Source organism: Humibacillus xanthopallidus, from assembly GCF_006716675.1.
Lineage (GTDB): Bacteria > Actinomycetota > Actinomycetes > Actinomycetales > Dermatophilaceae > Humibacillus > Humibacillus xanthopallidus_B.
This window is the reverse complement of record NZ_VFPM01000006.1, coordinates 28,274-48,211: the sequence shown is the minus strand read 5'-3', so window position 1 is coordinate 48,211 and position 19,938 is coordinate 28,274. Positions and strand designations below refer to the sequence as shown.

The window sequence follows — 19,938 nt, the reverse complement described above, 5'->3', positions numbered from 1 at the left end:
GATGGGCAGGGTGCGGTGACCCTGCCGCGCACGGACCGCTCACACACCCTGGAGTAGACCCATGCCGAACGCCTTCATCCGCCGTCGCGGCACCATCGCGGTGGCCGCCGTCGCACTGGCCACTGCAGCCGTCTGCGGCGGCCAGGCGGCGTCTGCCGCCACCACTGCCGAGCCCGTGTCGACGCCCGTCGAGATCCGCACGCCGGACGGGCTGCTCATGAGCTACATCGTCAACGCGCGCATCGCCAATCCCGGGCAGACGCTGGTCGTCGAGGCCGCGGTCGAGGCCGCCGGTGGCGTCGTCGTGCAGTCGTGGCCGCAGATCGGCGTCGTCGTCGCGCACTCGAAGGTGTCGACGTTCCGCGCCGACGTGGTCGCGAAGGGCGGCAACGCCGTCGAGTCGGTCGGTGCCAGCCGCACGGTCGCCGTCACGGAGGGCACCCCCGAGGCCGTCGGCGCCTCCTGGGGCCGCGGCGCCGCCGACTACATGAAGGGCGCCAAGAAGGCGTGGAACGGTGACGTCGAGGCCGATGCAACCCCCGCCGACGGGACCGACCCGCGCGAGGCAGAGCAGTGGGACATGAAGATGATCAAGGCCGACCAGGCCCACGCGATCACCGACGGCTCACGAAACGTCCTCGTCGGCGTGCTCGACAGCGGCATCGATGCCGACCACCCCGACCTCGCGAAGAACCTCGACGTCGCGAACTCGGTCAACTGCAGCGATGCCGGACGGCCCAGCACGACCGGCTGGGAGCCGACGACGAGCGACCACGGCACCCACGTCGCCGGCACCGTCGCGGCCGCGCGCAACAAGGTCGGCATCGTCGGCGTCGCCCCCAACGTGCGGCTCGCCTCGGTCAAGGTCGTCAACGACGACGGCTTCATCTACCCGGAGTACGCCGTGTGCGGCTTCGTCGAGGCCGGGCTCAAGCACATGGACGTGACGAACAACAGCTACTACGTCGACCCGTTCGAGTTCTACTGCGAGGACCAGCCCGACCAGTACGCCGCCAAGGAGGCCGTGCGCCGCGCCGTCACCTGGTCGACGACGCAAGGTGTCGTCCACGCGGCCGCCGCCGGCAACTCGGCGCACGACCTCGCCGACAAGTCGTCGTTCAAGGACACGACGAGCCCCGACGACCAGCCGACCCCCGCCGGTTACGTCACCCGCACGCTCAACAGCGGCTGCGAGGACATCCCGACCGAGCTCGACGGTGTCGTGACGGTCAGCTCGATGCAGCGCTTCCCGGCCGGCACGATGGACAGCCGGCTGTCGGCGTTCAGCAACCGCGGCCTCGGCAAGATCGACGTCGCAGCGCCCGGTTCGTCGATCCTCTCGACGATCGTGCGTGACAACGGCTACGGCACGAAGAGCGGCACCTCCATGGCGTCCCCGCACGTCGCCGGTGTGCTCGCCCTCATGAAGTCGGTGCACCCGACGTGGACGCCGGCCCAGATGATCGAGAAGCTGCGACAGCAGGCCGACGACAAGGCCTGCGGCACGGCGACGGCGGGCCCGGTGTGCGTCGGACCGGTCGAGGACAACAGCTTCTTCGGCGAGGGTGTCGTCGACGCGCTCCACGCCGTGAGCTGAGGCTCGCCGCGCCACCGCTGCGCGATCACCACCACGCGAGTGGCCCCGTCGTCACCTGACGACGGGGCCACTCGGCTGTGAGGACGGGGTCAGGCAGGGGTGGGGCGGCGGCGCAGGGAGCCGATGGTGCGCACGAGCAGGACGAGGGCCACGAGCTGGGTGAGCGCGACGACGACGATGAGAGCCGTGAGCGACCGCTCGTAGAGCCAGCCCGCCGAGACGCCACCGACGATGGCGAAGGCCCCCTGGATCCCGGCGAAGACGCCGTATGCCGTCGCCCGCCTCGGCGCCTCGACGACCTCCGCCACCAGCGCCTTGACCGTCGAGTCCTGCACGCCGTAGGCCAGCGCCCAGACCGCGACGCCGACGAGCACGACCCAGAGCTCACCCGCGAGCGCCAGCGGGGGCACGAGCGCGACGAGCACCGGCACGGCATAGAGGACGGCGGCCCCGTGGCGGTCGTAGACGAGGCCGACGCCGAGGGCGGCGAGGGCCTCGACACCCATCGCGGCGGCATACACGAGGGGAACGCCTGCCACGGGGACGAGCCCGGCCACGGTGAGGTGGAAGCCGATGATGCCGAAGGTCACGAGGCCACCGGTCGTCAGGCCCGCGGCGAGCGCGTAGCCGAAGAAGGTGCGCGGCAGGTGGGCGCCGACGGCATCGGCGAACCACCCGCGGAGGCCGCGGCCCTGTGACTTCGCTTGTGTTGCAGGTGATTCCGGCGAGGCTGCGGTGCCGTCATAGACGGAGGGGTCCGGCACCCGGGAGCGGATCACGGCGAGCAGGAGCATCGCCGCAGCGCCCGGGATGGCGAGGACGGCCATCGCGGGCCAGATCGCACCCCCGGCCGCCGCGATGACGGCGGCGACGAGCAGCGGGCCGGCGAGGGCGCCGACCTGGTCGAGCGCCTTGTGCACGCCGAAGCCACGGCCCCGGCCCACCGCCGTCGCGACGTGGGCGAGCAGGGCCGACTTCGAGGGGCTGCGCACCGCCTTGCCCGCGCGCTCGAGCAGGATGAGGACCGACGCCAGCACGAGTCCGGCCGCGCCGACGAAGGGAGTCACGGCGAGGAGTGGCACGCACACGGCCGTCATGCCGTAGCCGAGGACGGTGAGGCTCCAGTAGCGGCCGGTCCGGTCGGCGAGGGGTCCGAAGACGAGCCGGAGGACGAGCGCCATCGCCTCGCCCGCGCCGGTGACGAGCCCGACGACCGTGGCCGTCGCACCGAGGGAGGCGAGCAGCGGGCCGTAGACCGAGCGAGCACCCTCGTAGACCATGTCGGCCGCGAGGCTGACGAAGCCGAACCACCAGACGACCCGCCAGGCGGACCAGCCCCTGGTGATGGCCGGGGCTGTCGCGCCGGGGGTGCTGCGGCCGGTCGCCTGGGGGTCTGTCACGGCGGCCAACCTACAACTCGGCCGGACCCGACGGACCTTTCAGACCCCCTTCTGCCCTGCAGACGCGGCGGCGGGGCCGACCCTTCTGGGCCGGCCCCGCCGTCGTGCAGCTGCTGTTGATGCGTTGATGCGTTGGTGCTGTTGATGCGTTGGCGCTGGTGTGCGTTGGTGACGTCAGGGACTGACGGCGACCAAGGTGCGGGCGACGTCCGACGTGCCGTCGGAGAAGTCGACCCGGCCGAGGTAGCGGGTGCCGGCCGTGAGGCCGGACGTCACGAGCTGGAAGGTCGCGGGCTGACCCCCCGTGACCGCCTGGCTGGCGGGGTTCACGGTGAGGTTGCCAGCGGCACTGCTCGGGACGGCATACGACACGAGCTTGACCGGCAGGGTGGCCGGCGCGCCGTCGAAGTAGTCGATCGTCACGGTGTAGGTGGCGGCGACCGGGTTGGTCAGGGTCACCGACTCCTCGGCCGTGCCTCCGGCGCTCGTGCCGACGACGGTGGCGCCTCGACGCACGGTGATGTCGACGTCGGTGCCGGCCGGGTAGTCGGCGTCGTAGGTCGCGAAGCGCGCGACGGTCGTGCCGGCCGGGATGACCACCGTCGCGGTCGTGTCGACCGGCTTCGTGGTGGGCACGGTCTGCACGTCACCCGCGGCGAGCCCCTTGACCGAGGTCGACAGGGTGCCGCTGAAGCCCGGGGTCACGGTGAGCGAGCCACCGCTCTGCGGGATCGTCACCTCGGCCGGGGCCGCGGCGGCGACGGGCTTGACGGCGATCGGGCTCTGGGCCGTCTGGCCGCGGTTGCCCGAGGCGGTGAGCGAGCCGAAGGCCCACGTGCCGAAGGGCGCCGTCGTGCGGGTCAGCGTGACCGTGAAGGATCGCGACTGACCCGGCGGGATGGTGACCTTCGACGGGCTGACCGAGGCCGTGAAGCCCGCGGGAGCGTCGACGGACAGGTCGTACTGGGACGCGCGGCTCTCGACGTTGGTCAGCGTGCGGGTGACCGTCTGCTGACCGGCGAGCTGACCCACGGCGATGCTCGGGTAGTTGAGGTCGCTCGGGTCCATCGCGGGCAGGGTGTCGCAGTATCCAGCCTGCGTGATGAGCTGGATCTGGCCGATCGAGCAGCCGTAGGCAATCCAGTCGTTCACGTCCGAGTCGAAGACCACACCGGGGTTGAACGCCTCCGCCGGACGGACGTGGCCGGAGCCGTAGTCGAGCGGGGTCGCGTCCGTGCCGGAGCGCTGGATCGGCTTGCCCTGGTTGTCGAGGGTCGTGGCCGTCGTCATGAGGGCCGACTTGACCCACATCGGCGACCACGTCGGGTGCGCCTGCATGACGAGCGCTGCGATGCCGGCGATGTGCGGGCTCGACATCGACGTGCCCGAGAGCGCGTTGAACGAGTTGCCGCCCGAGTCACCAGCCGGCGAGACCGCCGCGATGACGTCGACCCCCGGAGCGGTGATGTCGGGCTTGAGCAGGTCGCCGCCACCGGCGATGGCCGGTCCGTAGGACGAGAAGCCGGCCATCTCGGGCGCGCGCATCGGCGACGGGTCGACCGCCGAGATGGTCGCCGTCGCCGATGCTCCGGCGGACGCGACGTAGGCCTTGGTGGCCGCGCCGGTCGTGCTGTTGACGTGGATCGAGGGCACGGAGTGGAAGTCGGCGTTGAGCGACTGGGCCGAGGACGTGTTGGCGAGGACCATGCCGACGCCGCCGGCCTGCTTGACCGCCGCGCTCTTGGCGACGCGGTCGATGACGCCGCGGTCACAGACGACGATCTTGCCGGTGACCTTGGCCGGGTCGAGCGTGCCGGGGTAGCAGAGCGTGACCTCCGTCGCGTTGGCGCCGGCGAGGCCGACCGCCGACGAGACGACGAGCGGGGCCGGACCGACGCCCGCGCCGACACCGAGACCCTGGTAGGTGGCGCCGTTGCCGAGCGTGAGCGTCTTGCTGACGCCGCGGTCGTGCGTGCTCGCCGCGACCGTCATCGTCCACGGGGAGTTGTGGGCGACGCTCGAGGCACCGACGGTGTCACCGCTGTTGCCGGCCGAGGTCGCCACGAAGACGCCGGCGTCGGCCGCACCGAGGAAGGCGAGCTCGTCGGGGGTCACGACGTACGTGCTCGAGCCGGAGATCGAGTAGTTGATGACGTCGACGCCGTCGGCGACCGCGTCGTCGATGGCGGCGACGAGGTTGGACGTCGAGCCGGACGCCGTGCCGGTCGTCGTGGTCCACAGCGCCTTGTAGGCCGCGATGCGAGCCTGCGGGGCCATGCCGCTGATCTCGCCGACCGGGGCGCCGTTGATGCTGGCGGGGACGCCGTGGTTGCCGCCGGCCGTCGAGGCCGTGTGGCTGCCGTGTCCGTCGTAGTCACGAGGGGAGCGGAACTCGAAGGGCAGCACCGTCGCGCCGGTGTCGTAGTAGCGGGCGCCGATGAGCTTGTTGTTGCAGGTGACGGGTGCGGCGTTGGCCGCGACGCCGGCCTGACACGTGCCCTTCCACTTCGACGCGATCGTCGCGGCGTCGGGGCGGGGCTCGGACAGCGGGGCGAACGAGGCGCTCTCGGGCCAGATGCCCGAGTCGATGACCCCGATGATCATGCCCTCGCCGGCGTGGTCGCTGCCGCCGAACTTCTGCTGCCAGACGCCGGTCGCGCCCTCGAGGCCGAGGAAGGTCGGGGTCGACACCGTGTCGGCCGTGCGCATCTCGTCCTTCCAGACGTTGAGCACGCCCGGGGTCTTCTCGAGTCTCGCGGCCTCGTCGGCGGTCAGCGAGGCGGTGAAGCCGCTGAAGGCCACGTCGTAGGTCTTGGTCGCGCGCGAGGGCGTCACACCAGCCGAGCGCATGGCGTCCTCACGAGCTGTCTTGAGGTGGGCCTCATAGGCGCGGGCGGCGGGTCCGGTCGTGTCGACCTTCTTGCCGGCCTGGGGCTTCGTCGCAGCCAGGCCCTTCGTGCCGCCTGCGTAGCTGGCGAGCGGAGCAGCGGCGATCTGGACGATGTAGCCCTGGGTGCCCGAGCCGGCTGCGGTGGCAGCCCCCGGGAAGACGAGCGAGAGCGGGACCGCCGCCATCGCGGCAACGACCGAAGCCGTCGCGATCGAGCTGACGGCGAACGCCGAGCGCCCCCGTCGGTGCGTCAAAGACATGTACTGACCTTCCCCTGTCTTCCCCCGACCAATAATGGCTCGATGCTAGGTGCGCCTCGAAGAATGCGCGCGGTGAATCGGATAGGCGCCTGAATTGTCGTCTCCGCCGCCGAAATGGCTGACGTTCTTGTGGAGCGACGGCGGCTCGGACCCGGGCGCCCGGGGCGACGGCGACGTCGTCCTGCTGCGGGAGGGGCCGGCGACTACCCTCGCAAGAGTGAGCAACCCGGACCGCCACCCCACCGAGGTGACCTGCGACGGACGAGAGGACGGCCGCCACGGACCGGTCGTGCTGCCCAGCCGCGACGTGCCGCTCGGCGGTCCACGGGCCATGCTCGTGCGACGCAGCCTGCCGCACCGCGACCGCTCGCTCATCGGGGCGTGGTGCTTCGTCGACCATTACGGCCCCGCCGACGTCACTGCCACCGGGGGAATGGTCGTGCCGGGCCATCCGCACACGGGGCTGCAAACCGTCTCGTGGCTGTTCTCCGGAGAAATCGAACACCGGGACACGACGGGCGCGCACGCCATTGTCCGACCCGGCGAGGTGAACCTCATGACGGCCGGTCGGGGAATCGCGCATTCCGAGTACTCCACCCCGGCGACCACGACGCTCCACGGGGCGCAGCTGTGGGTCGCGCTGCCCGAGGCCCACCGCTTCGCCGAGCCCGGCTTCGAGCACTACGCCCCGCCGGTCGTCGAGGTCGACGGCGCCCGGGTGCTCGTCTTCCTCGGTAGCCTCTTAGGCCAGGTGTCGCCGGTGTCGATGCACACCGAGCTCGTCGGGGCGGAGGTGACCCTCGCTGCCGGTGCGTCGCTCGACATCGGGGTCGACGCGGGTCACGAGCACGGGCTCCTCTGCGACACAGGCACGGTCAGCGTGGGCCCTGCCACTGCGAAGCCCGGCGAGATCGTCTTCGTCCCCACCGGCGCGTCATCGATCACCGTGGAGGCGGGCGACGAGCCGACCCGGCTGCTGCTCCTCGGCGGCGCACCGCTGGGCGAGCAGATCGTCATGTGGTGGAACTTCATCGGGCGCAGCCACGACGAGATCGTCGACTTCCGCGAGCGCTGGCAACAGGCCCGTGAGACGCGCGGCGGCGGCGAGCACGGCGACTACGGGCCGTTCCCGCAGGCCTGGGCCACGACACTGCCGGCCCCCGAGCTTCCGAACCTCCGCCTCCGCTCGCGCGGCTGACGCTGGTCCAATCCGTGCGCTGTCGGGCTCCGAAGCCCCTGGTGGAGATGGTCACCGGACCCCCGTCATTGCCGTGATCAAGCAGCGGTCGCGCGACGGCTCGTCTCCTGCCTCAAGGAGGACACCCATGCGCATCACCACCCGAATCGCAGGCGCCAGCATCGCCGCCGCCGCCGCGATGGCTCTCGCCGTCGGCCCCGCGTTCGCCGCCGACTCCTGGGTCAGCGCCAACCTCAAGCCCGTCGCCGGCAACGGAGTGCAGGGCAGCGGCACCGCCCAGGTCACGGTCTCCGGCACCCAGATCAAGGTCGAGATGGCCGCGACCGGCCTCCTCCCCGACCAGCCCCATGCCGCTCACATCCACTACGGAGAGACCGCCCGCCACGAGTGCCCCACCCTCGGCGACGACACGAACGGCGACCACCACCTCAACACGACCGAGGGCGGCCCGGCCTACGGCGACATCGTCGTGTCGCTGACCAAGACGGGTGACACGAGCCCCAAGAGCGGTCTCGCGGTCGACCGTTTCGACACCGCTCCCGGCGGGAAGATCAGCTACGAGCGCGGCAGCATCACCGTCACCCCGGCCGTCGCCACGGAGGTCGCCTCCGGTGAGGCAGCCATCGTGATCCACGGTGTCGACTACAACAAGGACGGGAAGTACTCCGGCAGCACCAAGAGCGACCTCGACCCGAGCCTTCCCACCGAGGCGACCGACCCCGCTCTCTGTGGCGTGCTCGTCGCCGCCCCCACCGGCGGCATGCACACCGGTGGCGGCATGGCAGGTACGACGAACACGAACGGCATGCTCCTCGCGGTCGGCGGGGTCGCCCTCGTCGCCGCAGCAGGCTCCGGAGCCGTTGCCGCGCGTCGTCAGCGCGCCCGGGGCTGATGAGCTCCAGCCCGACGAGCACCACCGGTACGTCAGGGAGCGGCCGCCGCGGCGTCATCGTCGCCGCGGTGCCCACGGTGGTCCTGCTCGTCGTCGCTGCGGTCGCCCTCTCCCTGGGCTTCCGCGGTGACGGCCGGCATGACTCGCCGCCCGCTTCCGTGGCCGCATCGGCCACGTCAGTGGGTCAGTCACCCAGCATGCCCGACGGTGCTTCGTCGAACAGCTCACAGGGCCAAGCGAATTCGTCATCGACTCCCTCTGCAGCACTAGCAGACCAGCCTTCCTTCGGCGACTTCCTTCCTGCCTCGCAGCCGACAAGGATCGCGATCCCCGCCATCGGGCTCACGTCCTCGACCTTCGTCGACCTGGCCGTGCAGCGGAACGGCACCCTCTCGGTGCCGGGCACCGAGAACGAGGTCGGTCTCTACCAGGCCGGTCCCACGCCGGGGCAGCTCGGTCCTGCCGTCCTCGGCGCCCACGTCGACTCGCCGGATGGCCGCAAGGGCATCTTCTGGAACCTCGGCAAGGTGCGACCCGGTGACACCGTCGATATCACCCGCACGGACCGCACGACGGCGGTCTTCACCGTCGACCGCGTCAAGGCGTACCCGAAGGCCGAGTTCCCGACCGACCTCGTCTACAAGGGCGACTTCACGCGGAGCGAGATCCGTCTCGTCACCTGCGGTGGCCCGGTGGACAGCCGGAACGAGTACCGCGACAACGTCGTCGTCTTCGGCCACCTCACGGGCACCCGCTAGCAGCCCACAGCACCGGAGGGCACAGGACAGCCCCGCACGGCCCAGGACGGACAGCACCGGCCTGGCGCCCCACGGACCGGTGGCGCGCGGCGGCAGGAGGGGAGCTGCCGCGCGTCACCCCCGAGCGAGCCGGACGGCATACCGCATCGGCTCACGGCGCGCCCGCGCCACACCCGGGGTCGCGCTGTGACCTGCGTCTCAGTAAAGCGTTGGCAAAGCGCTGGTCATGCGGGAGAAAAGCGACATCGAGGTCGAACTCCGCGCGTCGCCGTTACCGTGGCGTGACATTGGGCCGTTGACTCGTCTATCGTTCCCTCGTCTGGCCATCCGGCTCGGACACTCGTGAGGTGGACCGCCTAGTCCTGTCACCACCTCGCGGGGCACAGCAGACCTTGTGACAGGAGCGGAGGAACCACAGGTTTCTCCGGGGGTCCGACGCAACGATTTCGGACTCCCTTGGGGTGAAGTTCTTACCCCGATCGCGTACACCGCGAACGGGGCGAGAACCGGGCATCAACCTCCCCGCCCGAACCCGACAGCTAACTTCGTAGGCGCGGAGAGGTACAAGTGTGAGCAACGAGAACATCCGCGGACGCCACCGTGCGCCCGGGCGTCACAACCCCCTGAACGAACTCAAGCTTCTCGCCCGCGAGTCGGCTCAGCCCGCGATGAAGGGCGCGGCCGTCGTCGCGGCCACCGGTGGCCTCGTGGCCAGCTTCGCGGGCTCGGCGAGCGCCGAGACCGTGAGCGGCTCGAGCCCGGCCGCGGCCAACGTCGCCAACATCGGCACTGGCCCCCAGGCGGCCACCGAGGCCTCCCCCGCCGTTGTCGGCCCGGCCACCACCGCGGCTCCCGCGGCGGCCTCTGCCCTCGCCACCATCGGCTTCTCCGCCCAGCCGCAGGCCGCGATCGCGGCTCGCAAGGGCCCGAGCAAGCCGGTCGTCATCGAGGACATCCAGGTCAAGACCGAGCGCGCAGCGGCCAAGGCTGCCGCCGCCCGCAAGGCCGCCGCCGCCAAGGCGTCGCGTGACCTGACCCGTCGCTCGCTCACCTCGAGCACCTCGGCGACGAAGTCGACGACCAACACCTCCACGCCGAGCGCCTCCTCGGGCACCCGCGCCTCGCGCAACTGGGCGACTGCCGGCCAGTGCACGTGGGGCGCGCTCGCGAAGTGGTACCAGTCCGAGGGCTACTACCCCGGCGGCTGGACCGGCAACGCGATGGTCTGGGACACCGGCGCCGCCGCTGCCGGCTACACCGTGAGCGGCACCCCCCGCACGCGCTCGATCCTCGTCATGGAGCCCGGCGTACACGGCTCCTCCAGCGTCGGCCACGTCGCCTGGGTGACGCGCGTCAGCGGCAACCAGGTCACCATCATCGAGATGAACGCCCTGGCCGGCCCGTACAACTACAACACGCGCACCCTGACCGACGGTCCGGGCATGAAGTACATCTACGCTCCGTGATCTGACGCGGACGTTCTCGCGAAGGGCGGGGGATGCCAGGCATCCCCCGCCCTTTCGTCGTCCTCCGGACGCTCAGTGGTGCCGGGTTCGGTGCCGGGCCAGCACGTCGAGCCCGAAGTCGGCCTCGGGATCGCGCCAGACCGAGTGGGCGTGGTTGGCGCCGCGCTGGGTGTTGTCCCACTCGATGAGCAGCCGGGGGCCCTGCAGCCGGTAGTAGTGCGGCTGACCCGCCTCCGTCGCCCCGGCCCAGGCGAAGTGGACGCCGTCGAGCGCCCGGTCGTCGTAGGCCGCGAGGGGCGAGACGCTCTCCGGCACCCGGTCGAAGTACGTGCCGAGCAGGGCGAGCAGCAGCTCGCGCTGCGAGCCGTCGAGGTCGGCGCCCGCGACCCCCTTGGGCGTGGTCGTGTACTCCACGGTCCGGTGGTCCTCAGGGGTGAGACCCGCGCGCTCGTCGATGGCGTCGCTGAGTGCCTGGAGCGTGGCCTGCTCGGTGTCGTCCCGGAAGCGCTCGTCGCGCCAGATGCCCGCGAGCGGGATCACCTGGTCGCCCTCGGACACGACGGTGCGGTTTGCCGTGACGAAGTCCGAGGGCGCCTTGTCGAGCAGGACGGCCCGCGCACGGAGGTCAGGCGCCAGGGACCGCACCAGCTCACGGCCGAGGTCCTCGACACGGGCGAGCGGCCGGCTCACCGCGCCACCGAGCAGCGGCGCCGACGCCGGGTCGGCACCCATGAAGCACGGCGTCGTCGCGACGAGCTCGCCGCCGACCACGAGGTTGTTGAGCGAGACGTGGTGCCCGCCGAAGCGCCACCCCCACGGGGCGTCGCCGCCCGGCTCGCCGAAGACGCGCAGGTAGTAGAGCCCCGGGTCGCGCCCGCGCTCACGGTCGAAGCGGGTCACGAACCCCTCGACCCGGTCGAGCACGTTCTCCAGGCCCATCGTGGTCGCGACGGTAACGTAGCCCGCCATCGACAGCCCGGTGGCGACGAGCTTCATCGCGGCCCGCTGCTGCGCGGGTCGCTGCTCGTGCACCGTGAGGCCGCCGTGGTCGGTCGGGGTGTAGAACCACCGACGGCGCTCGGCGTCGAGCGGGTCGTCGTGGTCCGGAACATCCCCGTGCGCGACGGCTCGCTGCTCGGCAGAGAGGGCGCCCAGCCAGGCACTCGCGGCCTCGGCCATCTCCAGGGCGGTCTGGCGGCGGGTGGTCACATGACCTAGCGTCGCGGATGACCACAGACGCGTCCACCAGGAGGACCCGTGAGCACACCGACCGACGACAACCGCGACCTGCTGACCGTCATCGCCTACATGCGTGCGGCCGAGGGCAAGACCGACGAGCTGCGGGCGGCACTCGAGGCACTCATCGAGCCGACGAGCCAGGAGGAGGGCTACGTCAACTACGACCTCCACCAGGGGGTCGAGGACCCGCGGTTCTTCGCGTTCTACGAGAACTGGCACTCCGGCGATCACCTCGACGCCCACCTCGCGGCGCCGCACCTCGTCGACTTCGCCAACACGATGGGCGACCTGCTCGACGAGAACGGCCTCACCGTCAACCGGGTGCGCCGCATCGCCTGAGCACATCCTCCTCGCCCGCGCCGTCGCGTCCCTCTCGAGCCCACGGCCGTATGCCGTCCCGCCCGTCACGCGCCCATCCCGCGCCGATCTCGGCCCACCTCGGGCCCACCTCGCGGACGGTGCGGGAATGCGTGGCCGTGGCCGTCGCTTGTCCTTTGGGTAGTTGAAGCATCACCAAGAACTTCCGACCCCCAAGGAGCTGGCCCGTGTCCAAGGCCTTCGAGAGCATCCGCATCGGCCGCTGGGACCTCCCCCAGCGGTTCGTCATGGCCCCCCTGACGCGCAACCGCGCGGGCGAGGGCCAGGCGCCGACCGAGCTCAACGCGACGTACTACGGCCAGCGCGCGAGCGCCGGCCTCATCATCACCGAGGGAACGCAGCCGAGCGCTGTCGGCCAGGGCTATCTCGACACCCCCGGCATCCACTCCGACGAGCAGGTCGCCGGCTGGCGCCTCGTCGCGGACGCCGTGCATGCCGGTGGCGGCCACGTCGTCGTGCAGCTCATGCACGCCGGCCGCATCGCCCACCCCGACAACAAGGGTGGCCTCGAGAGCGTCGCCCCGAGCGCCATCGCTGCCCCGGGCCAGATCGTCACCCCGAGCGGGCAGCAGGACTTCGTCACGCCCCGCGCACTCGAGACCGACGAGATCCCCTCTCTCATCGCCGAGTTCGTGCACGCCGCCCGCCAGGCCGTCGCTGCGGGCCTCGACGGTGTCGAGGTCCACGCGGCCAACGGCTACCTCCCGCACCAGTTCCTCGCGCCGTCGAGCAACCAGCGCACCGACGCCTACGGCGGCTCGCCCGAGAACCGGGCGCGCCTGACGATCGAGATCACCACGGCCGTCGCCGAGGCGATCGGCGCCGACCGCGTCGGCATCCGCATCTCGCCGGCCCACAACATCCAAGGCGTGCTCGAGCAGGACGAGGCCGACACCGCCGCGACGTACGAGGCGCTCGTCGAGGGCATCGCGCCCCTCGGCCTCGCCTACCTCAGCATCCTCGGCGACCCGGAGTCCGACCTCGTGCGCAACCTGCGCAAGCGGTTCGAGGGCCCGGTCATCCTCAACACCGGCTTCGGCTCGGTGACGCAGCTCGCCGACGTCGAGGACATCCTCGAGCGCGACCTCGGCGACCTCGTCGCGGTCGGGCGGGAGTTCCTCGCCAACCCCGACCTCGTGCGCCGGTGGCGCGAGGGCGCACCGCTCAACGAGCCCAACCAGGCCACCTTCTACGGCGGCGGCGCCGAGGGCTACACGGACTACCCCACCCTCACCTGACACGTCACACGCGCGGAGAACTGGGCACTCGACACTCCCCCCTCGTCGAGTGCCCAGTTGCCCACCAGTCGAGTGCCCAGTTCCTTGTCGGGAAGTGGGCACTCGACGTCTTGCTGTCTGCCGAGTGGTCGGGCGTCGGATGCGTCAGGTCGGCTCGGCTGCCGGGGCGGCGGTGGCGTCGCCGAGGGGTCGCTGGACCCAGGTGACGTCACGCCAGGCCCCGTGCTTCCAGCCGACGGCGCGGAAGGTGCCGACCGGCTCGAAGCCCAGCGCCGCGTGCAGGCGGGCGCTCGGCTCGTTCGGCTGGGTCATGCCGGCGGCCGCCATCCGGTAGCCGCGGTCGGCCAGCCGTGCGAGCAGGGCCTCGTAGAGCGCCCGGCCGCCACCGGTGCCGTGACGGGTGGGTGCGAGGTAGACCGACACCTCGCACGACCAGCGGTAGGCGGCGCGCTCCTTGAACGGCCCCGCATACGCGTAGCCGACGACGGCGTCGTCCTCCTCGAGCACGAGCCAGGCGTGGCGTCGCTGGGCGCCCTCGATGCGCAGCGCCATGTCCGCCACGCTCGGCGCCTCCGACTCGAAGGTGACGGCGGTGTCGGTGACGTAGGGGGCGTAGATGGCCGCGCACGCAGCCGCGTCGGCGGCGGTGGCGTCACGGATCCGGCGATCGGGCATTCCCGGATGCTAGGACGACCCGGCGCCATCGCGTGAACCGCCTGCCACACGGGCCGTGCTTCGACACACTGTCGCCATGGACATCGGACTGCGGGCACGGGTGCTTCCGGAGAACCAGCGGCGGACCCTCGACGAGCTGACCTCCGACCTCGACCTCAACGAGGGCGACGTCCGGGCCAAGCGCTCTGCCTTCTGGACGATGCTCGTGCTCGCCTCATGCATCGCCTGCGCGGGCATCATCGCCGACTCCACGGCGACCGTCATCGGCGCGATGATCATCGCCCCGCTCTCGACGCCGATCATGGGCACCGCCCTCGCCCTCGTGAAGCGCGAGAAGACCGGCGGCGTGAAGTTCGTCGTCCTCGGCGCGCTCGCCGTCATCGCCATCGGCCTGCTCTTCTCCCTCATCGTGCCGAGCACGACCGTGCTCCTCGAGAACAGCCAGATCGCCGGCCGCACGAGCCCGCGTCTCGTAGACCTCATGGCGGCGCTCGCCACCGGTCTCGCCGGCGCGATCGCCCTGGCGCGACGTGACGTCGCCGCGATCCTGCCGGGCGTGGCCATCTCGATCTCGCTCGTGCCCCCGCTCGGTGTCGTCGGCATCTGCCTGGGTGAGGGCCAGCTCGGCCTCGCCTTCGGCGCGCTCGTGCTCTTCCTCTCGAACTTCCTCGCCCTCGTCTTCGCCGGGAGTCTCGTCTTCACGAGCCTCGGCTACACGACGGAGGCCGGCAAGCGGGCCGGCCGGTCACGACGGTCCACGCAGGTCACCTTCGGCGTGCTCGTCCTGCTCGTCATCATCCCGATCGTCGTCAACACCGCGCTCGGCTACGCCTACGCCCAGATGGTCGACCGGGTCACCAAGGCGTCGCAACGATGGATCGCGGCGGTGCCCGGAGCAGAGGTCGTCGGGGTCGACAACCAGGGCTTCACGGCCATCATCCGCCTGTCCGCACCGGGCGACCTGCCCCCCGTCACGAGCCTCATGACAGATCTCAGTGCCGTGCTGCCCGCCAACATCGACATCGTCGTCGAGCGCTCCGTCGGGGAGCGCATCGAGGCCGGCACGACGACCTGAGCGTCAGTCGGGCGCGCCGATGCCTCTGCCCCGGTCCGGACCAGGGCCGTCGTCAGGGCCGTCGTCAGGGCCGTTGTCAGGGCCGTCGTCGGGGCCGTGGTCAGGGCGTTCATCACGGCTGTCGTCAGGGCCGTCATCAGGGTCCGGAGGCGGGGGCGGTTCAGCTTGGCGGGCACTCATGTCCTGGCCGAGGGTGCGCGCGGGAGTCACCTCACCGGGCCTGCCGTCCGCCCTCCTGCTCAACGCGGACCGCGGCATGGTGGCCGCGAAGCGCGACACGATGAGGGCGACGAACGTCACGAGGAAGACCTGCCCGACCACGGCCTCGCTCCCGGCGGTGAGCCGGCCGAAGCTCGTGACCGCGACGAAGTCGCCGAAGCCGACCGTGGAGATGGTGACGAGGCTGAAGTACATGTAGACCGTCGTCGACACCTCTTCGCCGAAGAAGGGCTGCGACGCCGTGAAGGCGTCGATGGTCTGGAAGAGGAAGGCGTAGGCCACGGAGATCTGCAGGTAGGCCGCGACCGAACCCATGATCGTCTGCAGCGTCACGACGGTGTGCTGGAGCACGCGGCGGGCGATGAGCACCGGTGTGATCGCAGCGGCGAGCAGCCACGTCGTCTCAGGCGGCACGGCGAGACTGCCTTCGTCGCGCCTCCATGTCAGCGTCGCGACACTGACCACGAGCACGACGATCACGAGCACGTCGGCCGCGCGACGCCACCGGCGACGTGAGCCGGATGCGCGCACGGCTGCGATGAGCGCGAGACCGGTGATCGCGTGCGTGAAGAGCTCGGCGACGACCGATCCGCGCACGTCGACGAGCCCCTGCACGGCGATGGTCGCGAGGACGAAGAGCAGCACGAGCTCGAAGCGGTCGAGCATCCTCGGAGGATCGGTGAAGATCCGCTCCCTCCTGACCCCACGGTCGCCCGACCCCACGCGGCTGGAGCGCTCCGGTGCGCCGGCACCCTCCTCCTCCACCATCGCGTGTCCTCCTCGGTGCGCCTGACGGCCGATGACCCCGCCAAGTCGAAGGGTCCTCGCCTCGAAGGATAGGGGCGCGCTGCCCGCACCGCTGGCAGGTTGGCCCCGCTCCGTCTGTGATCTGTCGCGCCGGTCCCCCGCAGACGCAGGGAGTCCGGCCCCACGGCATACCTCGCTCGCGGACCGGCGTGGCGTCTAGCGTGGCTCCCACCCACCGGAGGGAGCCACCCCATGACTGTGCGCCGGCCCAACATCATCTTCCTGCTGAGCGACGACCACGCCGCCCACGCCATCGGCACCTACGGCTCGGTCGTCAACCGCACTCCGCACATCGACGCCATCGCGACCGCGGGAGCGCGGCTCGACAACCTCTTCGCGACGAACTCGCTGTGCGCGCCGAGCCGGGCCTCGATCCTCACCGGCACCTACAGCCACGTCAACGGCGTGACGACGCTCGACACCTTCATCGACGCCTCGCAGCCGACCTTCGTCTCGGCGCTGCGCGAGGCGGGCTACCGCACGGCCTTCGTCGGCAAGTGGCACATGGGCCAGGGCTCCACGGACGGCATCGAGCACGACCCGCAGGGCTTCGACCGATGGGATGCCCTCATCGACCAGGGCGAGTACCACGACCCGCGCTTCCTCTCGCCTGACGGGCTGCGCGTCGAGCCCGGCTACGCGACCGACCTCATCACCGACCTCGCCATCGACTGGGTGGAGTCGCTCGGCGACTCCGGCAGCGACGCCCCGTGGTGCGTGCTCGTGTGGCACAAGGCCCCCCACCGTCCGTGGGAGCCCGACGCAGCCCACGACGGGCTGTATGCCGCCGACGGGCCTCTCGGAGGCACGCCGATCCCCGTGCCCGCGACGTTCACCGACGACCTCGCCGGTCGCTCCGACACCGCCCGGCGCGCCGCGATGCGGATCGCCGACCACCTCACCGCGGAGGATCTCAAGCAGCCTGTGCCGCAAGGACTCTCAGCCGACGAGGAGGCGCTCTGGAAGTACCAGCGCTACATGGAGGACTACCTCGCGTGCGTCGCCTCCGTCGACGACAACGTCGGCCGGCTCACCTCCTGGCTCTTGGACCGCGGCGAGCTCGACGACACGATCGTCGTCTACGCCTCCGACCAGGGCTTCTTCCTCGGTGACCACGGCTGGTTCGACAAGCGCTTCATGTACGAGGAGTCGATCCGGATGCCCTTCGTGCTGTCCTACCCGCGCGCGATCAACGCGGGGCAGGCGCTCGACCGCATCGTGACGAACGTCGACATCGCACCGACCCTCCTCGAGGCAGCGGGCGTCGAGGTGCCACCTCGGATGCAGGGGAGGTCGTTCTGGCGCGATCTCACGGATCCCGTTGCGACACAGAGCAACCGGGACCGCGAGATGGAGGGCTTCTACTACCGCTACTGGATGCACGACGACCGCAGCCACCAGGTCGGCGCCCACTACGGCTACCGCACGCACCGGCACACCCTGATCTTCTTCTACAACGACGGGCTCGGGCTGCCCGGCTGCTCGGACCGCCGCTTCGCGCAGGAGTGGGAGCTCTACGATCTCGAGGCGGACCCCGAGGAGCTCGTCAACGTCGCCGACGACCCGGCTCACGCGGCGGTTCGCGACGAGCTCGAGGCCCGGATGTGGCTGGCGCAGAGGGAGCTCGGCGACGAGCCGCATCCGGAGCAGCCCGTGCCACGGCTCGTCCGCGAGGCCGGCTCCGTCAGGTAGGAGCGGGTGCAGGAGTCCGGCGTAGGAGTCGGGTGCAGGAGTCCGGTCAGCCGAGCTGCTTGGCGGCGACGCGCTCGAGCTTCGCGATGTCCTTGGCAGCCTGGCGCTCGACGCGCGCCTCGGCCAACTCTTCGAGGGCATCGAGACGCCCGAGAAGGAAGGCACCTGCCTCGTCGCCGTCGTCGGCCTCGGCGATGCGGCGCAGCGCCGCGCGGGTGACGATCTCGTCGTGGTGGGTGCCGAGCGTCGTTTGGATCTGCTCGGCCGCTCCGGCGACCTTCGTCGCACGGTCGCCGAGGACGAGCTCACACGCCTCGGCCGCATAGCGCAGCCGCTTGGCGCGCTTGCGTACGTCGTGCAGCTGGGCGGCGTGCTCCTCGGGATCGGTCGTGGCCCACGCCTCCTCGGCGAGGCGGAGCACCCGGTCCGCCTCGCGGCGCAGCCGTCGCCGGGCGAGCGGACGCGCCTTGTCCTGCGCGGCGTCGGTGAAGGGCGGGCGCGCGACGACGGCGTCGAGCAGGACGAGGGCGGCGGCATACCGCTCGCTGTCGAGAGTCTCCACGGCGACGTCGCGCACAGCGGCGGCGTCGGCGTGCACGCGGTCGCGCAGGCGGGCCAGCACCTCGGGTGGGGTGTCGGCGGCGACCTCGTCGAGCAGGGTCACGATGCGTTCGGCGACGACCTCGGCATCGCGCGCCTCACCGAGCCGGCCGGCGGCCCACTGCAGCTCGTCGCGCAGCGGGTCGGTGACGTCGGCGTCGACGATGGGCCGGAAGCTCGCGAGGGCGGAGCGGATGCGGCGCATGGCCACGCGCAGGTCGTGGATGCCCTCGGGCTCGCCACGGCGGACCGCAGCCTCCGCCTCGACGAGGGCGCGTTGCTGCTCGACGAGCCGGTCGTGAAGCAGGGTCGCGGCAGTCGGCACCCCCTAGTTGTATAGGAAGCGGGGGGCTGAGTCACGGCCCGAGCGTGTCGCCCGGGAGCGCGCGCTGCAGGGGCGGACCTTTTCGGACCACTGCCGCTCGGGCCCGAGGGAACGTAGAGTCGAAAAGGTGGCACGCGTCACCGCTCCGCAGGAGCCCGGTGCCGCCCCGTCGGGCGGCGCCTCGGACCCACGTGCGCCTGCCCCTCCAGCCCCGCTCACCGGGTCCGGCTCCCCACCCTCCCCGGGCTCACCCACGTCTCCGGGCTCACCCACGTCTCCGGGCTCACCGACGTCCCCGAGCCCAATGCGCTCGCGAGACCCCGGGGGCCCACGTCGGCTCGTCGCCCGGCTGCGCCGGGTCGTCTCCCGGGTGCGCCGGGTCCCGGCTCGGCTGTGGTGGACCTCGCTGGCGGTCCTCGCGGTGGGCGTGCTCGCGATCTCCTACGCGCTGACCCGCCCGGCACCTCCCGCGACGCTGACCCGGGCCGATGTCGCGGCGGACGTTCAGGCGGGCATCGAACGCCGGGCCGAGCAGGACGCCGTCAGACCGGCTGACGCGACCCTCGCACACGCCGCGATCGAGCCCTCGCTCGTGCTCATCACGACGCGGCTGGCCGGTGACCGCTCCGGCACGGGTGCGGGCGTCGTCGTCAACGCCGACGGCACCGTCCTCACGGCGCTGCACGTCGTCGACGGCGCCGAGTCGATCACCATCTCCTTCAGCGACGGCACCAACGCAGGGGCCGACGTCATCGAGAGCACCCGGGCGAGTGACATCGCCACCTTGCGCCCGCACCGCCTGCCCGACACCGTCGTGCCTGCGGTGCTCGGCGGCGCGGTGCAGGTCGGGGCGCCGGTCTTTGCCGTCGGCCACCCGCTCGGTCTCACCGACTCGCTCTCCGCCGGCATCGTGTCGGCGCTCGACCGGACGGTCACCGTCGAGGGGACCCGCAAGCTCGAGCACCTCATCCAGTTCGACGCCGCGGTCAACCCCGGCAACTCCGGCGGCCCGCTGCTCAACCGGGCGGGGCAGGTCGTCGGCATCGTCACGGGCCTGGCCAACCCCACCGACCAGAGCCTCTTCGTCGGCATCGGCTTCGCGGTCCCGATCGCGACGGCGGGTGGGGCAGCGGGGAGCCCGCCACGGTGAGTCCGCGCCGGGACGCGGGCGCAGCACACGGCATACGGGATCAGCACGATCGGCAGGCGGAGTCACGCAGGAGGACGGC

General features: G+C 71.5%; 16 protein-coding genes and 1 riboswitch. Of the genes, 10 read left to right on the top strand and 6 right to left on the bottom strand.

Annotated elements, in window-relative coordinates:
- The first annotated feature begins 61 nt into the window (after positions 1-61).
- Positions 62-1,597: a S8 family peptidase gene (locus tag FBY41_RS22825; protein ID WP_141847568.1), complete on the top strand. Its 1,536-nt coding sequence runs from the start codon at positions 62-64 to the stop codon at positions 1,595-1,597.
- An 89-nt stretch (positions 1,598-1,686) separates the two neighbouring features.
- Here FBY41_RS22825 and FBY41_RS22820 read toward each other — a convergent pair whose 3' ends face one another.
- Both FBY41_RS22820 and FBY41_RS22815 read right to left on the bottom strand, forming a co-directional pair.
- Positions 1,687-2,997, bottom strand: a complete 1,311-nt coding sequence (locus FBY41_RS22820) for an MFS transporter (protein ID WP_221629411.1) — start codon at positions 2,995-2,997, stop codon at positions 1,687-1,689.
- A gap of 174 nt (positions 2,998-3,171) precedes the next feature.
- Positions 3,172-6,147 (bottom strand): S8 family peptidase, encoded by a 2,976-nt coding sequence (locus FBY41_RS22815; RefSeq protein WP_221629410.1) that lies wholly within the window; start codon positions 6,145-6,147, stop codon positions 3,172-3,174.
- Positions 6,148-6,364: 217 nt separating this feature from the next.
- On the opposite strand from FBY41_RS22815, the gene FBY41_RS22810 reads away from it, so the two are divergent.
- The 4 genes from FBY41_RS22810 to FBY41_RS22795 all read left to right on the top strand — a co-directional run bounded on the left by FBY41_RS22810 (position 6,365) and on the right by FBY41_RS22795 (position 10,461).
- Positions 6,365-7,345, top strand: a complete 981-nt coding sequence (locus tag FBY41_RS22810) for a pirin family protein (protein ID WP_141847566.1) — start codon at positions 6,365-6,367, stop codon at positions 7,343-7,345.
- A gap of 127 nt (positions 7,346-7,472) precedes the next feature.
- Positions 7,473-8,237 carry a CHRD domain-containing protein gene (locus FBY41_RS22805; protein ID WP_141847564.1) on the top strand — a complete coding sequence of 255 codons (765 nt, stop codon included), beginning with the start codon at positions 7,473-7,475 and terminating at the stop codon, positions 8,235-8,237.
- Positions 8,237-8,995 carry a class F sortase gene (locus tag FBY41_RS22800; protein ID WP_141847562.1) on the top strand — a complete coding sequence of 253 codons (759 nt, stop codon included), beginning with the start codon at positions 8,237-8,239 and terminating at the stop codon, positions 8,993-8,995. The genes FBY41_RS22805 and FBY41_RS22800 overlap by 1 nt, the downstream gene beginning before the upstream one ends.
- 374 nt (positions 8,996-9,369) lie before the next feature.
- A riboswitch (cyclic di-AMP (ydaO/yuaA leader) is annotated at positions 9,370-9,561 on the top strand.
- Positions 9,562-9,564: 3 nt separating this feature from the next.
- Positions 9,565-10,461: a CHAP domain-containing protein gene (locus FBY41_RS22795; protein ID WP_141847560.1), complete on the top strand. Its 897-nt coding sequence runs from the start codon at positions 9,565-9,567 to the stop codon at positions 10,459-10,461.
- A 72-nt stretch (positions 10,462-10,533) separates the two neighbouring features.
- Here FBY41_RS22795 and FBY41_RS22790 read toward each other — a convergent pair whose 3' ends face one another.
- Positions 10,534-11,670, bottom strand: coding sequence for a DUF3500 domain-containing protein (locus FBY41_RS22790; protein WP_221629409.1), 1,137 nt, complete (start codon positions 11,668-11,670; stop codon positions 10,534-10,536).
- A gap of 48 nt (positions 11,671-11,718) precedes the next feature.
- Between FBY41_RS22790 and FBY41_RS22785 the strand changes: the two genes are divergently transcribed.
- A complete protein-coding gene (locus FBY41_RS22785; protein ID WP_141847558.1) occupies positions 11,719-12,039 on the top strand; it encodes a putative quinol monooxygenase in 321 nt (106 codons plus the stop codon).
- Between the two features lie 206 nt (positions 12,040-12,245).
- Positions 12,246-13,316 (top strand): alkene reductase, encoded by a 1,071-nt coding sequence (locus FBY41_RS22780; RefSeq protein WP_141847556.1) that lies wholly within the window; start codon positions 12,246-12,248, stop codon positions 13,314-13,316.
- A gap of 144 nt (positions 13,317-13,460) precedes the next feature.
- On the opposite strand, the gene FBY41_RS22775 is transcribed toward FBY41_RS22780, so the two are convergent.
- Complete coding sequence (locus tag FBY41_RS22775) at positions 13,461-13,991, bottom strand: GNAT family N-acetyltransferase (RefSeq protein ID WP_141847554.1); 531 nt, start codon at positions 13,989-13,991, stop codon at positions 13,461-13,463.
- A 76-nt stretch (positions 13,992-14,067) separates the two neighbouring features.
- On the opposite strand from FBY41_RS22775, the gene FBY41_RS22770 reads away from it, so the two are divergent.
- The gene (locus FBY41_RS22770; protein WP_141847552.1) at positions 14,068-15,066 is read left to right on the top strand and encodes a DUF389 domain-containing protein; all 999 of its coding nucleotides are present in this window, start codon (positions 14,068-14,070) and stop codon (positions 15,064-15,066) included.
- 3 nt (positions 15,067-15,069) lie between these two features.
- Here FBY41_RS22770 and FBY41_RS22765 read toward each other — a convergent pair whose 3' ends face one another.
- Positions 15,070-16,053 (bottom strand): potassium channel family protein, encoded by a 984-nt coding sequence (locus FBY41_RS22765; protein ID WP_141847550.1) that lies wholly within the window; start codon positions 16,051-16,053, stop codon positions 15,070-15,072.
- Positions 16,054-16,284: 231 nt separating this feature from the next.
- Here FBY41_RS22765 and FBY41_RS22760 point away from each other — a divergent pair, with 231 nt between their 5' ends.
- A complete protein-coding gene (locus FBY41_RS22760) occupies positions 16,285-17,784 on the top strand; it encodes a sulfatase family protein (RefSeq protein WP_141847548.1) in 1,500 nt (499 codons plus the stop codon).
- A gap of 46 nt (positions 17,785-17,830) precedes the next feature.
- On the opposite strand, the gene FBY41_RS22755 is transcribed toward FBY41_RS22760, so the two are convergent.
- Entirely contained in the window at positions 17,831-18,709 is an 879-nt protein-coding gene (locus tag FBY41_RS22755) for a CHAD domain-containing protein (RefSeq protein ID WP_141847546.1), read from the bottom strand.
- Between the two features lie 304 nt (positions 18,710-19,013).
- On the opposite strand from FBY41_RS22755, the gene FBY41_RS22750 reads away from it, so the two are divergent.
- Positions 19,014-19,859, top strand: coding sequence for a S1C family serine protease (locus FBY41_RS22750; protein WP_141847543.1), 846 nt, complete (start codon positions 19,014-19,016; stop codon positions 19,857-19,859).
- The last annotated feature ends 79 nt before the right edge of the window (positions 19,860-19,938 follow it).